The sequence below is a fragment of the uncultured Sphingorhabdus sp. genome (assembly GCF_937872355.1).
In the GTDB taxonomy this organism is placed as follows: Bacteria; Pseudomonadota; Alphaproteobacteria; order Sphingomonadales; family Sphingomonadaceae; genus Sphingorhabdus_B.
This window is the reverse complement of record NZ_CALMSV010000228.1, coordinates 1-14,779: the sequence shown is the minus strand read 5'-3', so window position 1 is coordinate 14,779 and position 14,779 is coordinate 1. Positions and strand designations below refer to the sequence as shown.

At 58.2% G+C, this 14,779-nt stretch carries 16 protein-coding genes; 7 read left to right on the top strand and 9 right to left on the bottom strand.

Going from position 1 to position 14,779, the window contains the following annotated elements; genetic code table 11:
* The 3 genes from Q0239_RS15080 to Q0239_RS15070 all read left to right on the top strand — a co-directional run bounded on the left by Q0239_RS15080 (window position 1) and on the right by Q0239_RS15070 (window position 1,952).
* Entirely contained in the window at window positions 1–900 is a 900-nt protein-coding gene (locus Q0239_RS15080; protein WP_298604362.1) for a polyprenyl synthetase family protein, read from the top strand.
* A gap of 10 nt (window positions 901–910) precedes the next feature.
* Entirely contained in the window at window positions 911–1,420 is a 510-nt protein-coding gene (gene coaD / locus Q0239_RS15075; protein WP_298604359.1) for a pantetheine-phosphate adenylyltransferase, read from the top strand.
* A 100-nt stretch (window positions 1,421–1,520) separates the two neighbouring features.
* Complete coding sequence (locus Q0239_RS15070; protein WP_298604356.1) at window positions 1,521–1,952, top strand: hypothetical protein; 432 nt, start codon at window positions 1,521–1,523, stop codon at window positions 1,950–1,952.
* A gap of 12 nt (window positions 1,953–1,964) precedes the next feature.
* Here Q0239_RS15070 and Q0239_RS15065 read toward each other — a convergent pair whose 3' ends face one another.
* Window positions 1,965–2,447, bottom strand: a complete 483-nt coding sequence (locus Q0239_RS15065) for a DUF2721 domain-containing protein (protein WP_298604353.1) — start codon at window positions 2,445–2,447, stop codon at window positions 1,965–1,967.
* Window positions 2,444–4,012 carry a class I adenylate-forming enzyme family protein gene (locus tag Q0239_RS15060; protein WP_298604350.1) on the bottom strand — a complete coding sequence of 523 codons (1,569 nt, stop codon included), beginning with the start codon at window positions 4,010–4,012 and terminating at the stop codon, window positions 2,444–2,446. The genes Q0239_RS15065 and Q0239_RS15060 overlap by 4 nt, the downstream gene beginning before the upstream one ends.
* Before the next feature lie 124 nt (window positions 4,013–4,136).
* Between Q0239_RS15060 and gyrB the strand changes: the two genes are divergently transcribed.
* Both gyrB and Q0239_RS15050 read left to right on the top strand, forming a co-directional pair.
* Complete coding sequence (gene gyrB, locus Q0239_RS15055; protein WP_298604347.1) at window positions 4,137–6,677, top strand: DNA topoisomerase (ATP-hydrolyzing) subunit B; 2,541 nt, start codon at window positions 4,137–4,139, stop codon at window positions 6,675–6,677.
* Between the two features lie 102 nt (window positions 6,678–6,779).
* Window positions 6,780–7,622 carry a hypothetical protein gene (locus Q0239_RS15050; protein ID WP_298604344.1) on the top strand — a complete coding sequence of 281 codons (843 nt, stop codon included), beginning with the start codon at window positions 6,780–6,782 and terminating at the stop codon, window positions 7,620–7,622.
* Here Q0239_RS15050 and Q0239_RS15045 read toward each other — a convergent pair.
* Genes Q0239_RS15045 through Q0239_RS15035 form a run of 3 tightly spaced genes read right to left on the bottom strand, consistent with a single transcriptional unit; the run spans window position 7,609 to window position 9,258 of the window.
* Window positions 7,609–7,989 (bottom strand): hypothetical protein, encoded by a 381-nt coding sequence (locus Q0239_RS15045; RefSeq protein ID WP_298604341.1) that lies wholly within the window; start codon window positions 7,987–7,989, stop codon window positions 7,609–7,611. The genes Q0239_RS15050 and Q0239_RS15045 overlap by 14 nt on opposite strands.
* A 47-nt stretch (window positions 7,990–8,036) precedes the next feature.
* Window positions 8,037–8,465: a hypothetical protein gene (locus Q0239_RS15040; RefSeq protein ID WP_298604338.1), complete on the bottom strand. Its 429-nt coding sequence runs from the start codon at window positions 8,463–8,465 to the stop codon at window positions 8,037–8,039.
* A 55-nt stretch (window positions 8,466–8,520) separates the two neighbouring features.
* Complete coding sequence (locus Q0239_RS15035) at window positions 8,521–9,258, bottom strand: folate-binding protein (RefSeq protein ID WP_298604336.1); 738 nt, start codon at window positions 9,256–9,258, stop codon at window positions 8,521–8,523.
* 38 nt (window positions 9,259–9,296) lie between these two features.
* Here Q0239_RS15035 and pyrC point away from each other — a divergent pair, with 38 nt between their 5' ends.
* The gene (gene pyrC, locus Q0239_RS15030) at window positions 9,297–10,340 is read left to right on the top strand and encodes a dihydroorotase (protein WP_298604333.1); all 1,044 of its coding nucleotides are present in this window, start codon (window positions 9,297–9,299) and stop codon (window positions 10,338–10,340) included.
* On the opposite strand, the gene rarD is transcribed toward pyrC, so the two are convergent.
* Both rarD and Q0239_RS15020 read right to left on the bottom strand, forming a co-directional pair.
* Window positions 10,329–11,219 (bottom strand): EamA family transporter RarD, encoded by an 891-nt coding sequence (gene rarD / locus Q0239_RS15025; RefSeq protein WP_298604330.1) that lies wholly within the window; start codon window positions 11,217–11,219, stop codon window positions 10,329–10,331. The two genes, pyrC and rarD, sit on opposite strands and share 12 nt — an antisense overlap.
* Window positions 11,220–11,235: 16 nt before the next feature.
* Window positions 11,236–11,457 carry a hypothetical protein gene (locus Q0239_RS15020; protein WP_298604327.1) on the bottom strand — a complete coding sequence of 74 codons (222 nt, stop codon included), beginning with the start codon at window positions 11,455–11,457 and terminating at the stop codon, window positions 11,236–11,238.
* Between the two features lie 158 nt (window positions 11,458–11,615).
* Here Q0239_RS15020 and Q0239_RS15015 point away from each other — a divergent pair, with 158 nt between their 5' ends.
* Entirely contained in the window at window positions 11,616–11,960 is a 345-nt protein-coding gene (locus Q0239_RS15015; RefSeq protein ID WP_298604324.1) for a glycine zipper 2TM domain-containing protein, read from the top strand.
* 21 nt (window positions 11,961–11,981) lie between these two features.
* On the opposite strand, the gene Q0239_RS15010 is transcribed toward Q0239_RS15015, so the two are convergent.
* Complete coding sequence (locus tag Q0239_RS15010) at window positions 11,982–13,271, bottom strand: cytochrome P450 (RefSeq protein WP_298604320.1); 1,290 nt, start codon at window positions 13,269–13,271, stop codon at window positions 11,982–11,984.
* A gap of 13 nt (window positions 13,272–13,284) precedes the next feature.
* Window positions 13,285–14,779, bottom strand: a 1,495-nt coding sequence (locus Q0239_RS15005; protein WP_298604317.1) for an acyl-CoA synthetase, incomplete at its 5' end; no start/stop codon positions are given.

Below are 14,779 nucleotides of genomic sequence, written 5' to 3'. Positions count from 1 at the left end.
ATGGGAAGCCCGACCGTGTCGATCAATCAGGCAATTGCCGAGGTCGCGGCTGACGTTGATGCGATGTTCGGAGCGTTATTGGCGATCCCGACCGATGCTCGCGCCCGTTTGTTTGAGGCGATGCGGCATGCGGCAATGGGTGGCGGAAAGCGGTTGCGTCCGCTGCTGGTGATCGCGACGGCAGGCATTTTTAATGTGGCCCGTATCCAAGCACTCCGAGCGGGGACAGCGGTCGAAGCAATTCATGTCTATTCGCTCGTGCACGATGATCTGCCGTGCATGGATGATGACGATATACGGCGCGGCAAACCGACGGTGCACAAGGCTTTTGACGAAGCAACCGCCGTGCTGGCGGGAGATTCGCTGCACGCGTTGGCCTTTGAAATCCTCTCCGATCCTGAAACCCATCCGGATCCATTTGTGCGCGGCGACCTGATTGCCACACTAGCCAAGGCCAGTGGCCCTGATGGAATGGCGGGCGGTCAGATGATGGATCTGGAAGCCGAAGAATCGAGTTTCGATCTACCCACGGTCACCCGTTTGCAGGCCTTGAAAACCGGCGCACTGATCGCTGCCAGTGTCGAAATGGGCGCGATCCTTGGCCATGTGCCGCCAGAGGGTCGCACACATTTGCGCGGCTATGCACGCGACATCGGTCTCGCCTTCCAGATTGTCGACGACATCATGGACGTCGAAGGCGACGAGGCGCTGGTGGGCAAGGCGTTGCACAAAGATGCCGATGCCGGAAAGGCCACGTTCGTCTCGCTGATGGGCCTTGAACGCGCCAAGCAGCAGGCCGAAATGCTCGTCGAACAATCGGTCAGCCACCTTGCCGGTTATGGCCACGAAGCGGACTTGCTTCGCGCCATTGCCCGCTATGTGCTCGAACGGGATCGCTAAGGGAGAGGGAATGATGAAGCGTATCGGCGTCTATCCAGGAACTTTCGACCCCATCACCCTTGGCCATATGGACATCATCGCGCGCGGTGCAAAGCTGGTCGACGAATTAGTGATTGGCGTGACCACAAATATTGCGAAATCGCCGATGTTCAACGACGACGAACGGATGGCGATGGTGGAGCGCGAAGTGGCGAGTCAGGGAATCAGCAATGTCCGAGTCGTCGGATTCAACTCATTGCTGATGGACTTTGCCGATGCGCAAGGCGCCGCCGTTGTCGTCCGTGGCATTCGCGGCGTGACCGACTTTGAATATGAATATCAGCTCACTGGCATGAACCGCCAACTGAATGACCGGGTGGAAACCATCTTTCTGATGGCCGATGTTGCTTTACAACCTATTGCAAGCCGTCTGGTGAAAGAGATTGCAATCTATGGCGGCGATATTTCCAAATTCGTAACGCCCACCATCCGTGATGAAGTCGTTAGCAGAGTGGATGAGATTAAACGCAAGAGCGTTTGATCCGCATTTTTCCAAGCTTCGAAGAACCAGTACATTCTGGAGCTTACCAGTCGCTGACAGGCAGCCTATCAGATCGGCAAAAGCAGCAAGGGAAATGTACATGCTACGTTCGGTCATGGCGGCGGCTATCATATTTGCCGTTCCGGCAAGTGCTATCGCTCAATCGTATAATAGCTCAGACCTTGGCCGACCGAGCGACAAAAAGATAAGCCTGGGCCTGACTGTGCCCTTTGGCAATGGCGGCAAGGCACAGGAACGCAAACCCCGGCTTGAACTCGGTTTTGATCACCGCGCCAACCGACAATCAGTTGCAGTTGTCGGCACCGAATTGAAAGATCTGAACAACCAAAAAGCCCGTATCGGGCTTAGCCTGTCCAAAGACCCGCATCTGATGCTCAATGGTCGCGAAGTGCCCAAGGTTAACGGGCGTTACAACATGTCTACAGCGGCGTGGATCGGGATAGGCTTGGTGGCAGCGGCCGGCGTCGGCGTGGTTGTCGTGTGGCAGATGGCCGAAGCCAACTCTGAATAGCGCCAAAGACTCCTATTCAGCTTCTACAGGCTCGGGCAACTCCAGATATTCTTTCGGCACCTTGATTGCATGTGTCGCAAGTGAGATTTCGCGCACAAAGGCAGCTAGCGCCCATGCCAGCAAGGCCAATGCGACCATGAAAACAGCAACGATGATCCACGCCATCGAAATTTCCGTGAGTCCCATCAGAAACAACAGGCCGATCATCACGCAAACAGCAACGGCGGCGAGCACCGACAGGAGAATCGAACGGCCGACAATCAGCATCCGCCGTTGCAATATGCGCAGCTCAAGAACCAGTCGGACAAGCTCCTGCCCGCTCGCTGCGGCATGACGATCTTCGAGATGGCGCGACCGATCGACAATCCGGGACAGCCGCCCGGTGAGGACATTGAGCAAACTGCCAACTGCGACGAGCAAAAAGGCTGGGGTCAGCGCAGTCTGAAGCACCGAAATGACGGTCTTCAGCTCCGTGCCCCAATGCTCCTGCATCATGCGGCCACCATCCTGTCCGCAATTTCGCGCAAGTCGGTTTTTAGCAGCTTGCCAATATGGCTGCGCGGCATTTCGTCGATCTGGTAGAGTGTGGACAATCGCTGGGTCTTGCCCAATTGCTCGTTGGCCGCAGACAGCAAGGAATCGGTATCCAGCTTGATGCCTTTCGCGCCAGTCACGAATCCCACGGGCGTTTCTCCCCAGCGCTCGCTCGGCACACCAATGACAGCAGCCTCCTCCACTCCCGGCAAGCCGAGCAATATGCCTTCCAGATCGACCGGATAGATGTTGAAACCACCCGAAATGATCATGTCCTTCGAACGCCCGAGCAGCTCGACAAAGCCATCGGCATCGACGCGGCCGATATCGCCCATACGCTGCCAGATACTGCCATCGTCGGGATCGATCCAATAGCCTTCACGGGTTTTGTCGGGTTGGTTCTGATAGCCCGACATCATAGTAGCCGATCGCCCGACCAGCTCACCAATTTCTCCGGCAGGCAAGCGATTGCCGGCTTCGTCGATGGTGAATACCTCGCTGCCCTTCCAGGGTATACCAACGGTGTGCAGCTTGTCCGGATGCTCATGCGCCTGCAGCAGGCAGACGACGCCACCTTCGGTCATCGAATAGATTTCGACCAGACCACCCGGCCAGCGCTTTAGCACATCAGCCTTGAGCGCAGGGGCAAAGGGTGCGCTGGTGCAATATTTCAGCCAATAGCTCGACAGGTCATAATCGTCGAACTTCTCATATTCCATCAACCGCTTATACTGAACCGGTACCAGCATCGTGTGGGTGATGCGGTGCTTTTGCGCCCGTTCCAGATAGCCAACGGTGTCGAATTTGGGCATCATGTGCAACGTGCCGCCATAGGCCAGCGTCGGAATGACCAGCGCCAGCGTGGTGTTCGAATAAAGCGGGGTCGATGCAAGCGAGGCAGCTTCAGGCGCGCCATAGCCTGTGTTGGCACCGACACAGGCGTGCAGCCAGCGCATCTGACGCGAATGGATGATGCCCTTGGGCGTTCCGGTTGTCCCGCTCGAATAGATGATGTTGAACGGATCTTTCGGCCCACATCCATGTGGCGCGGCCTCCGCACCTTCCTCCGCCATCCAGCCGAAAATATCGGGATTGTCGCCCAAAGGCGCATCCAACATAATCGTTTTGACAGGCGGCAAAACCCGCCCAGCCAGATCAGCCAGCTTGGGCGCATCGATGAACAGGTGGATTGCACCCGAATCTTCAAGCATCGCTTCCAGTTGCTGCGGTGTTGCCGATGTGGTCAACGGCGCGGCGCAGCCACCGGCCCGAATGGCCCCTAGATAGGCGAGCGCATAACGCACCGTGCTGGTTCCAAGGATCGCGACGGCCTGCCCCTTTTGCAGTCCATCGCGTTGCAATTGCGCTGCAATCCGCTCGACCAGCGCGGCGACTTCGCTCCATGTCAAGGTTTCGGTTCCGTCATCAAGCGCAACGCGGTCCGGTCGCAGTTGCCCATAAGCGGCGATCAGGCCGCTATAATCTCCAAAGGGTTTTTCCAGTTCGGCCGCCGGGTCGAATGTCATCGCGTCTCTCTCCTTGTTTCCCGGATTGCTTAAGCGGACGAATCGGTAAAAGGGAAGCCCAAATCCTTGTGGAAAAGAGCGGCTTTTCCTTGGGTTTCCGCACCCGTTCCCCTATAGTCCGCCGATGAGTGAAAATACCCCCAGCGGCGATAGCGCTGCCAATCCGAACAAGAATGAATATGGCGCCGACAGCATCAAGGTGCTGAAGGGACTTGATGCCGTGCGCAAGCGGCCCGGCATGTATATTGGCGACACCGATGATGGCTCCGGCCTGCACCATATGGTGTTCGAAGTTTCGGATAATGCAATCGACGAAGCCCTCGCCGGGCATTGCGATCTGGTGCTGATCGAGCTCAATCCCGATGGCTCGGTTTCGGTCGAGGACAATGGCCGCGGTATCCCCACGGGCATGCACAAAGAAGAGGGTGTTTCGGCTGCCGAAGTCATCATGACGCAGCTGCATGCCGGCGGTAAGTTCGAGAACACGTCGGACGACAATGCCTATAAGGTATCGGGAGGCCTGCACGGCGTGGGTGTTTCGGTGGTCAATGCACTGTCCGAATTCCTCGAGCTCACCATCTGGCGTGAGGGCAAAGAGCATTGGATGCGTTTCGAACATGGCGATGCGGTTGCCCCGCTCAAAGTTACGGGCGATGCGCCAGTGGTCGATGGAAAGCCGAAAAAGGGCACACGCGTGACCTTCATGGCTTCCACCGACACCTTCAAAAATGTCACCGAGTTCGATTTCGACAAGCTGGAGCATCGCTATCGCGAGCTTGCCTTCCTCAATTCAGGCGTGCGCATCCTGTTGCGTGACAAGCGCCATGCCGATGTGATCGAGCATGATCTTTATTATGAAGGCGGCATCGCAGCGTTCGTCAAATATCTCGATCGCAACAAACAGCCGATCATGCCCGATCCGATTGCGATTTCGTCCGAACGCGATGGCATTGGCATCGATGTGTCGCTCGAGTGGAACGACAGCTATTACGAAAACGTCCTCTGCTTCACCAACAACATTCCGCAGCGCGATGGTGGCACCCACTTGGCGGCTTTCCGCGCCGCGCTGACCCGCACGATCAACAATTATGGCGAGAAGTCGGGCATCCTGAAAAAGGAAAAGGTCTCATTGACCGGAGAGGATATGCGCGAAGGGCTGACCGCAATTGTTTCGGTCAAACTGCCCGACCCCAAATTCTCGTCACAGACCAAGGACAAGCTGGTTTCCTCTGAAGTCCGCCAGCCACTCGAAAGCCTGATGGCCGACAAAATGGCGGAGTGGCTTGAAGAAAATCCCGCGCACGCAAAGACTCTGATCAGCAAGATCGTCGACGCGGCTGCGGCCCGCGAAGCCGCGCGCAAGGCCCGCGAACTGACCCGGCGCAAAGGCGCGATGGATATCGCCTCGCTCCCCGGCAAACTCGCCGATTGTCAGGAACGAGATCCGGCCAAATCCGAACTGTTCCTGGTCGAAGGTGACTCGGCAGGCGGATCGGCCAAACAGGGCCGCGACCGCCATTATCAGGCTATCCTGCCGCTGAAGGGTAAAATCCTGAATGTGGAGCGCGCGCGTTTTGACCGGGTGATTTCGTCAAAGGAAGTCGGCACGCTGATCCAGGCGATGGGCACCGGCATCCGTGATGACTTCAACCTCGAAAAGCTCCGCTATCACAAAATCGTGATTATGACCGACGCTGACGTCGACGGCAGCCACATCCGCACGCTTTTGCTGACTTTCTTCTACCGGCAGATGAAACCGATCATTGAGGCAGGGCATCTCTACATCGCCCAGCCGCCGCTGTACAAAGTCGCCAAGGGGCGCAGCGAGCTTTACCTCAAGGACGATGCAGCGCTCGACAATTATCTTGTCGATGCAGGGTTGGGCGGCGTTGTGCTTGAAAGCGCGCAAGGCCAACGCAGTGGCAATGATCTGGCGGCGCTGGTCGACCATGCACGCAAGATGCGCAGCCTGATGGCCTATGTGCCGCGGCGCTATGATCCGACCATCATCGAAGGACTGGCGTTGAACGGCGCGCTGGCCCCCGAGCTGGAAGGCGCAGAGCGCGAAGCCGCGGTCGCCAAGGCAGCTGCATGGATGGATGCGCAGGACGTTGAAAGCGTCTGGACCGGGCGTGTCGCCGAAGAGGGCGGCTATCATTTCGAGCGTCGCTGGCGCGGCGTTTCCGACCACCACATCATCGAGCGCAGCTTCCTTATCAGTGCAGAGGCCCGCAAGCTGCACCGTCTGGCGATGGAAGAGGCCGAAAGCTATCCGACGCCCGCCCGACTGGTCAAATCGGGGGCGGCCGCAGCCGAGCCTGAAGCCGAAGTTGAAGCCGCGGACAGCGAAGAAGTACAAAGCCCCTCTGCGCGCAAGGCATCGACAGAAAAGGCAATCACCCGCCCGTCCGAATTGCTCGACGCGGTGCTGGCGGCCGGCCGCAAGGGCCTGTCGATTGCGCGCTATAAAGGGCTGGGCGAGATGAATGCCGAGCAGCTTTGGGAAACCACGCTCGACCCGACCGCCCGTTCGCTGTTGCAGGTGACAATTGAAGACAGCCAGGAAGAGGGCGAGATTTTCGAGAAACTAATGGGCGATGTAGTCGAACCGCGCCGCGAATTCATTCAGGACAATGCGCTCAACGTCGCCAATCTGGACGTATAAGGCCCATTCGCACCGGTACATAGTTAGACTGGAGATTGAAACTGGCTGCCATAGATTGGCAGAGTGGTTGTCGTTGTCCTTAAATCTCAGATAGTCCGGCTAATGGCGCTGGTCATCGCTGCGACGGCGCTTTCGTCATGCCTGTATCTTCCAGGCCGGTATGAGAGCCTGCTGCGGATATCGCGCAACGGACAGTTTGAGTTCCAGTATAGTGGCCAGATAAGATTTGCACCCGCGGGTGTAGGCAAAGGAAATGCTTCGGGCGACGAAACCTGGTCCGACATGATGGCTTATTGTTACGACGAGAAGGGCCAACTTCAGACAGTCCGAGACAAAGCAGGCCGGATCGATCCTTCCTGCACGCCCGAGAAAGTTTCCGAGCGCAAACTGGAATGGGAGCGCAAACATCAGGAGCAGCGCGAAGAGGAAGCGATGGCCGTCAATCTGCTCGGTTTCAATCCGTTCAACGATGCGGACAATCATGCAATCGCCGAGAAACTGATGCGTTATGATGGCTGGAAACAGGTCCGATATCGCGGGCGTGGCATATTTGATGTCGAGTACCATATCACCGGAAAAACGGATCGTGACTTCATTTTCCCGACCATTCCAGGCGTTCAAATCAGCTATCCTTTTGTCTCGGTACGCCGTCGAACCGACAATGAAGTCGAAATCAAAGCACCGGGGCTGGCAGGTTCAGGATTACCGATCCTGTTGCGAAACAGCGATATTATAGCGCAATCGGATGATCCCGAAAGTAAGGCATCCGACCCACGCTATTGGATAGCAGGCACATTCGTGATCGAAGGCGACAAACGGTTCGAGAGCGAGAATGGCGAAGCGGCGGGATTGAACCGTATCCAATGGCAGATTGACGGAACGACTGCGATGGTCCCTGAAGCAGAATTTTTGTTGGACGATATTATACCGACTACCGCCCGGTGATTTCGCCTGAACGGCTGCTGTCCAGCCTGGCAAGCATGGGATATAATTCCTTGCAAGCCAGTTCGAGTGCCGTCCATTGTTTGGCCGTATCGTGCAGCTCTCCTGCCGCCAGCGTTTCCAGATATTCGGCTTTACGCTGGCCGAGATCGGTTTCGACCGCATTGGCATCATTATCGTCTGACAGCATGGCTCTTGCCGTTGCGGCAAAATCGGCGGCTACCGCCTTTTGGGAATCGCCTGCCGCTTCGCCCTCGTCCCTTTCCAGACGTTCGCCTTCGATTGTGTGGAACGCCGCGCAACGAAGCAGCGCGTCGTAAGTTTCCGCATCGGCGGGCTGCGCAAGCAGGAGGAAAGGCAGAATGAGCATCGGTCCGGCTTAGCCCAAAGTCATGACCGTTCGCTGAACAAACAGGTTCATTGGGGATCGGGAGAAAGACCGGCTTCGTCAACGATGACCGCTGCGGCTGGTTCAAACTGGATGCAGACCTGTTTCAATTCTTCCATTTCGCGCTTGTGCTGCTCTGGCTCAACGGAGACTGAATCCTCATACAGTCCCTCGACCGTTTCCTCGATCTTGGCTTCGGCAGCATCCGGATTGTCTTCGGGAAATTTTGCATAGGATGCGAGCAGGAACAGGATGGCCTTTTGTTCACCGAATTTCGCCTCTTCACTGCCCGGTGTAGCCAATGACGCCGTATAGACATGATAGGCGGCACAACCGGTGGCGGCATCAAACAGTGCAGCATCGTTCGCCTTCTGGTCGGTTGCCACGTCGGCGGGCTGTCCAGCAGGTGCCGGTTCGGCAGCAGCAAGCGCAGCGATCAGGAGCAGCGTTGCTGCCATCGATATTCCCTTCAGTATATTGCGATCTGCGCGGTGCGAGATTGCGGACGGCTTGTCAATCAGCAGCGATGGCGGCCGCCTGCCATGCCGGAAGCTTCATTTCGGCCATATTCTCGACCCTGCGCAGTTCGACCGCAAAGCCGAGTTCGGGGTAGCTGGCACGCGCCTTCGCCGGATCAGCATCGGCTATCGGTACGACCACCAGCCGCCGGTTGACCTTTTGCCGCCAGTTCATCCGCGCGGTGTTTTCCTGGCCAACATAACAACCCTTGGTGAACGACACGCCGTGTAGTTCGGCAGCATTGGTTTCCAGCCACAGTGTCGCATCGCTGCCAAGTTCGGCAACGCCTTCGGGCACGCCAAGCGACAGGCGGTGCGCTCGATAGAATTCGCTGATATCGACATCATCATCGGCAAGCGGCGCGATCCAGCGCACCCCCAGTTCCGGAAGGCGCGGATCGGAGGGACGGTCGGGTGCTGCTGCGGCCCAATATACACCCAGCGCCGGATCAACGGAAATCGCTATCTTGCGCCTCAGGCGATAAAGGGAAAGGCGACGAACAAGCGCCTCGGCCTGTGCAGCTTCGCAATCGATCACCAAATCGGTGCCGTCCGCCCACAGGAAGAAATCGAACAGGGCCTTGCCTTGAGGCGTCAGCAGACCGGCCCAGAGCGGCAGTTCCGCTTGCGTGTCCTGCGTCACCAAGCCTTGCAGAAACCCTAGCACATCCTCCCCCTCTTCCTGAGGGGACAGGCGAATTATGGCGCGATCGAACAAACGGGGTGCAGACATGGGTGACAGATAGGGAGGCACGCGACTAAAGGGAAGCCATGACCGTGACGACTCTGACGATCCGCCGCCCCGACGACTGGCATGTACATCTGCGCGACGGGGAGATGCTGAAAGGCGTGCTGCCCTATACCGCGCGCCAATTCGCCCGCGCCATCGTGATGCCCAACCTGTCGCCACCGATGACCGACGTCGCCGGCGTCAGCGCCTATCGCGACCGCATATTGGCTGCGCTACCGGCGGGCCTCAACTTCACCCCGTTAATGACCTGCTACCTGACCGACGGCACAGACCCCGACGAGATCCGGCGCGGCCATGCGTCGGGCGTGTTTACTGCCGCCAAGCTCTATCCCGCGCATGCTACGACGAACAGCGCACATGGCGTGACATCAGTCGACAATATCCGTTCGGTGCTGGAGGCTATGCAAGATATCGGCATGCCTTTGCTCGTGCATGGTGAAGTGACCGATCATGAGGTCGACATTTTCGACCGCGAGGCGGTGTTCATCGACCGGACGATGACGGCATTGGTGCGCGACTATCCGGCGTTGAAAATCGTTTTCGAACATATCACCACGGCGGAGGCTGTCGATTTCGTGACCGCTTCGGGCTCGAATATCGGCGCAACGATTACGCCGCAACACCTCCATATCAACCGCAACGCGATGTTCGTCGGCGGCATACGCCCGCATGCCTATTGCCTGCCTGTCGCCAAGCGCGAGAAGCACCGGCTGGCGCTGCGCAAGGCAGCGGTTTCGGGCAACCCCAAATTCTTCCTCGGCACCGATAGCGCCCCGCATGCGGTATCGGCCAAGGAATCTGCCTGTGGTTGTGCTGGCATTTTCAACGCGCCTTATGCAATCGAAAGCTACGCGTTGGTTTTCGACGAGGAAGGGGCATTGGAAAAACTCGAAGGCTTCGCCTCCGAATTCGGCCCCCGTTTTTACGGCCTGCCGCTCAATGACGAGATGGTCACGCTTGAAAAAGCCCTGATAGACGTACCACTGTCTGTCGATGCCAATGGCACGCCAGTTTCACCCTTCCACGCGGGCGAAACCATCGGCTGGAAACTGCTATCCGCCTGATCGCATCCGTCGGAAGGCATCGACGCTGAACAAGGCAATCGCGGTCCAGATCAGCGCGAAGCAGGCCAGCTTGGTCGCATCGAGTGGTTCATCATAGGCAAAGGCACCGAGGAAGAAGACGATTGTCGGGGCCAGATATTGCACGAACCCCAGCGCGGTATAGCTCATCCTCCGCGCGGCCGTGGCAAAGAGCAGCAGCGGAATAACGGTTATCGCTCCTCCGGCCGCAAGCAAGGCCTCGGTTCCTATGTCACGGAATCCCCCCGCTTGCGAAACGCTCCAGATGCACACAGCCAGCGCTATCGGCCCCAACAGGCACATTTCCACCGCCAGGCCGGGAACCGAGCCAGTCGGCGCGGTCTTGCGGACGAGGCCGTAGGTGCCAAAGCTGAAAGCCAAAGTCAGGCTGATCCAAACGGTTTCGAGCGAACCGGCGAGCAATATTGCCACGCCCATCCCAGCCACGGCGACCGCCCAGCCCTGCAGCTTGGTCAGGCGTTCGCCAAGGAACAACCGCCCCAGCAGCACGTTGACCAGCGGATTGAGATAATAACCGATGCTTGTCGCCAACACCCGGTCGGTGGTGATCGCCCAGACATAGACCAGCCAATTGATCGCAATCAGCACCGCCGACAGCATCATCGCACCGCGAGCCTTGGGATTGGCAATGGCAGCGGTAAACTCTCCCCATTGGCTGCGGAAATAGAGGATGATGAAAACAACCGGTACCGACCAGACGATGCGGAACGCCAATATGTCGAGCGCCGGAACCCCGGCCAGCAGTTTGAAATAGACCGGCAGGAAACCCCAGATCAGATAGGCCGAAAAGGCGTAGGGAAGCCCACCGCCCTGCGGCGTTCGTTGGTTGGCGGTGGTCATCGAAGCGTGGGTCGGATCAAATGATCCCGCCGCCCAGCCACAGCCGGATGGCGCAGATGGCAACGACGACAAGGCAGAAGTTGCGGCCCGAATTCTTTTCCGACGCAAAACCGAAAGCCACGCCTGCGCCCGCAATCACGATGATCAACCAGTTGAGCCAGCCGAGCAGCGGGAAGAATGCGGGAATAGCCAGAACCAGTGCGATCAGGCCGAAGATGAATGCGATGATATTTGCCATAGTCCGAAGCTAGGCCGCACTTCGCTCCATGGCAAGCTTAGTCGGCAGCACGATTCGACGCTCGCACGAAACCGTTCGACCAACAAATTCGCTTCCGTCTAGATTCCGTTCATCTAAAACCGGTGCATTGGCCGCAGCCATTTTGAAGGAGACAGATCATGAAAGCCTTGATCGCAACCGCCGCTGCCGTGGCGCTCGCCTTGCCCGGGATCGCCCTTGCCGATCCACCGCGCCATGCCCCGGCACATGGATATTACAAGAAAAAGCAACGTAATGCCGAGCCGATCTATCGCGATACGCGGGTGTGGCGTGGCGACGATGATCGCTATTATTGCCGCCGCAGCGATGGCACCACAGGCCTGATCATTGGTGCGGCAGGTGGCGCATTGATCGGTCGCGCCATCGACACCCGCGGTGATCGCGCGCTCGGCACCATATTGGGCGCAGCCGGCGGCGCTATCCTTGGACGCGAAATCGACCGCGACCGCTATCGCTGCCGCTAATCCCAAGCGGCGGGCCGGGGCCTAGCTGGCGCGAAAGCGTATCGGCAAGGTCTTGAGCCCGCCGACAAAGGTCGAATTGGCGCGTTTCGGTTCGCCGGCTAACTCGACCGAATCGAGACGGTCGAGAATCTCCTCGAACAAGATCCGCATTTCCAGCCGGGCCAAATGCAGGCCGAGGCATTGGTGCGCACCGGCGCCAAAAGCGATATGCCGGTTCTGGTCACGTGCAGCTTCAAACTTACGCGGTTCGTCGAACTGCGCCGGATCGTGGTTCGCGGCGACATAGTTGAGCATCAACCAATCGCCTTTGGCAATCTGCACACCCGCGATTTCGACATCCTCATTCGCCATGCGCATGAAATGCTGCACCGGCGTGGTCCAGCGGATCGCTTCCTCAACGATGCCTGCGACAAGGCTCCGGTCTGCCTTGACCTTGGCAAATTGCTCCGGGTCTTTGGCAAGCGCGAGCATCGCGCCCGCCGTGCTCGCAGAGGTCGTATCGTGCCCGGCCGCGGCGACAATGATGTAGTATCCTGCAAGGTCGAGCGGATCGAGCGGCTGACCGTCAATCGTACCGTTGGCAAGGATAGTTGCGACATCCTTGCCCGGATTCTGGCGCCGGTCCTCGGCCAGCTTCTCGAAATATTCGGTGAAATCCTTCACCGCGCCCAGCACGATCTGCGAGATCTGCTCGGGTGACAGATTAGCCATGCCGGTCTTGTTCAGATCCTCATCCTGCCCGCCGAACATCTGCTGCGTCAGGAACAGCATCCGCGGTTCGTCTTCTTCGGGCACGCCCAATATCTGCATTACGACATGCAGCGGATAGGGTGCGGAAACCAGCGGCACGAAATCCGCCTCCGGCCCGGCAGCAATCAACCGATCAACGGTACGCTTAGCGAGCTCTTTGATATCGGCTTCGATCAGTTTCAGGTTCTTGGGCATGAACCATTCCTGGGTCAGCCGCCGCAATTTGGGATGCTTGGGCGCATCGAGCGAAACCAGCGACTGGACAAGATTGGGCGAACCGCCGGTGATCTGCCGCGCCAGATCCTCACCCGCCCGGTTGGTCAATACGGAAGGGCGCGGGCTGTTAAGGAAGGTCGCATTGTCCTTGCTGATCCGCATCACATCTTCATGGCGGGTAATCAGCCAGAAGGGCGCGTGATCGTCGGTCGGGCTTTCGATGCGCAGCACCGGGGTTTCCGCCCGAATCTCGTCGAACAGGTCGAGCAGCGGATCCCATGCCGCATAGGATTTGGGATCGATCACCGCGATGGCGGTTTCGGGCTTTGCGACGGGTGCGTTCATATCGTCAAACTCCTCAAACGATCCGGCTGTCTTTGTTGCCCCAATATTCGTCGCGCAGCAGCCGCTTGTAGAGCTTGCCGGTCGCATGGCGGGGCAGCTCTTCGCGGAAGTCAATCTGCCGTGGCATCTTCACACCCGACAGGCTAGGACGTAGATAGGCCTTGAGTTCGTCGGCCAGTTCGTCGCCCGCATTGGCCCAGTCGAGCGGCTGGACGATGGCGACCACACGTTCGCCCATATCGTCATCGGGCGCGCCAATAACGGCAGCGTCGGCAACCTTGGGATGGTGCACCAGCAGATTTTCGATTTCCTGCGGATAGATATTCACCCCGCCCGAAATGATCATGAAGCTCTTGCGGTCGGTCAAATAGAGGAAGCCCTCTTCATCAACCTTGCCGACATCGCCGAGCATCGACCAATTCGCATGTTTCGGGTGGCGGCTTTCGGCGGTCTTCACGGGGTCGTTATGATAGCTGAACTGCGATTCGCTCTCGAAATAGACGACGCCTTCCTCGCCCACCGGCACTTCCTCACCATCCTCGCCACAGATGTGGATGATGGCATTCAATGCCTTACCGACCGAGCCCTTGTGCGCCAGCCAATCTTCGCTGTTAATGAAGGTAAAGCCATTACCTTCGGTACCCGCATAATATTCGCGCAGCACCGGGCCCCACCAGGCGATCATCGCTTCCTTGACCGGAACCGGGCAGGGGGCGGCGGCATGGACGGCGCATTTCAGCGACGATACATCATATTTCGCACGCACCTCTTCAGGCAGCTTGAGCATGCGCACAAAGTGCGTCGGCACCCACTGGCTGTCGGTAATCTTGTATTTCTCGATGGCGGCCAGCGCCTCTTCGGGATCATATTTTTCCATCACCACCACGGTGCCACCAAGGCGATGCACCGCCATGCACCAGCGCAGCGGAGCAGCGTGATAGAGCGGAGCAGGCGAGAGATAGATGCTGTCGCCGGTGAAGCCAAAGGCACCCGCGGCAATCATCGCCAGCGGGTTGACCGCTGCGATATCGGAGTCTTCGGGAAGCGGCAGGCGCACACCCTTGGGCCTACCCGTGGTGCCTGAACTGTAAAGCATGTCGGTGCCTGCACGTTCATCGGCGACCGGATCTGTCGGCATTTTGGCCAATTCGGATGCGAGCGGCATCCATCCCGCGCGCTCGCCACCTACGATATAGCGCTTCACCGGCGTCTCGATCTGGTCAAGCGTGTCGCCCAAATAGTTGGAGGTAAACAACGCCTGCGAGCCGCTATCCTGCAGGATGTAATCGATCTCCGACGCAGTCAGCCGGTTGCTGATCGCCACAAAGACCAAACCGGCGCGCTGGGCACCCCATGCCAGATCGAAAAACTCCGCCCGGTTTTCCATACACATGGCAATGGTATCGCCATGGCCCAGCCCCAGAGAACGCAGCAGTTGCGCTACCCGATTCGAATTGGCTTCAAGCTGGGCATAGGTCACAACCTGTCCGGAACCCGCCATTATGACG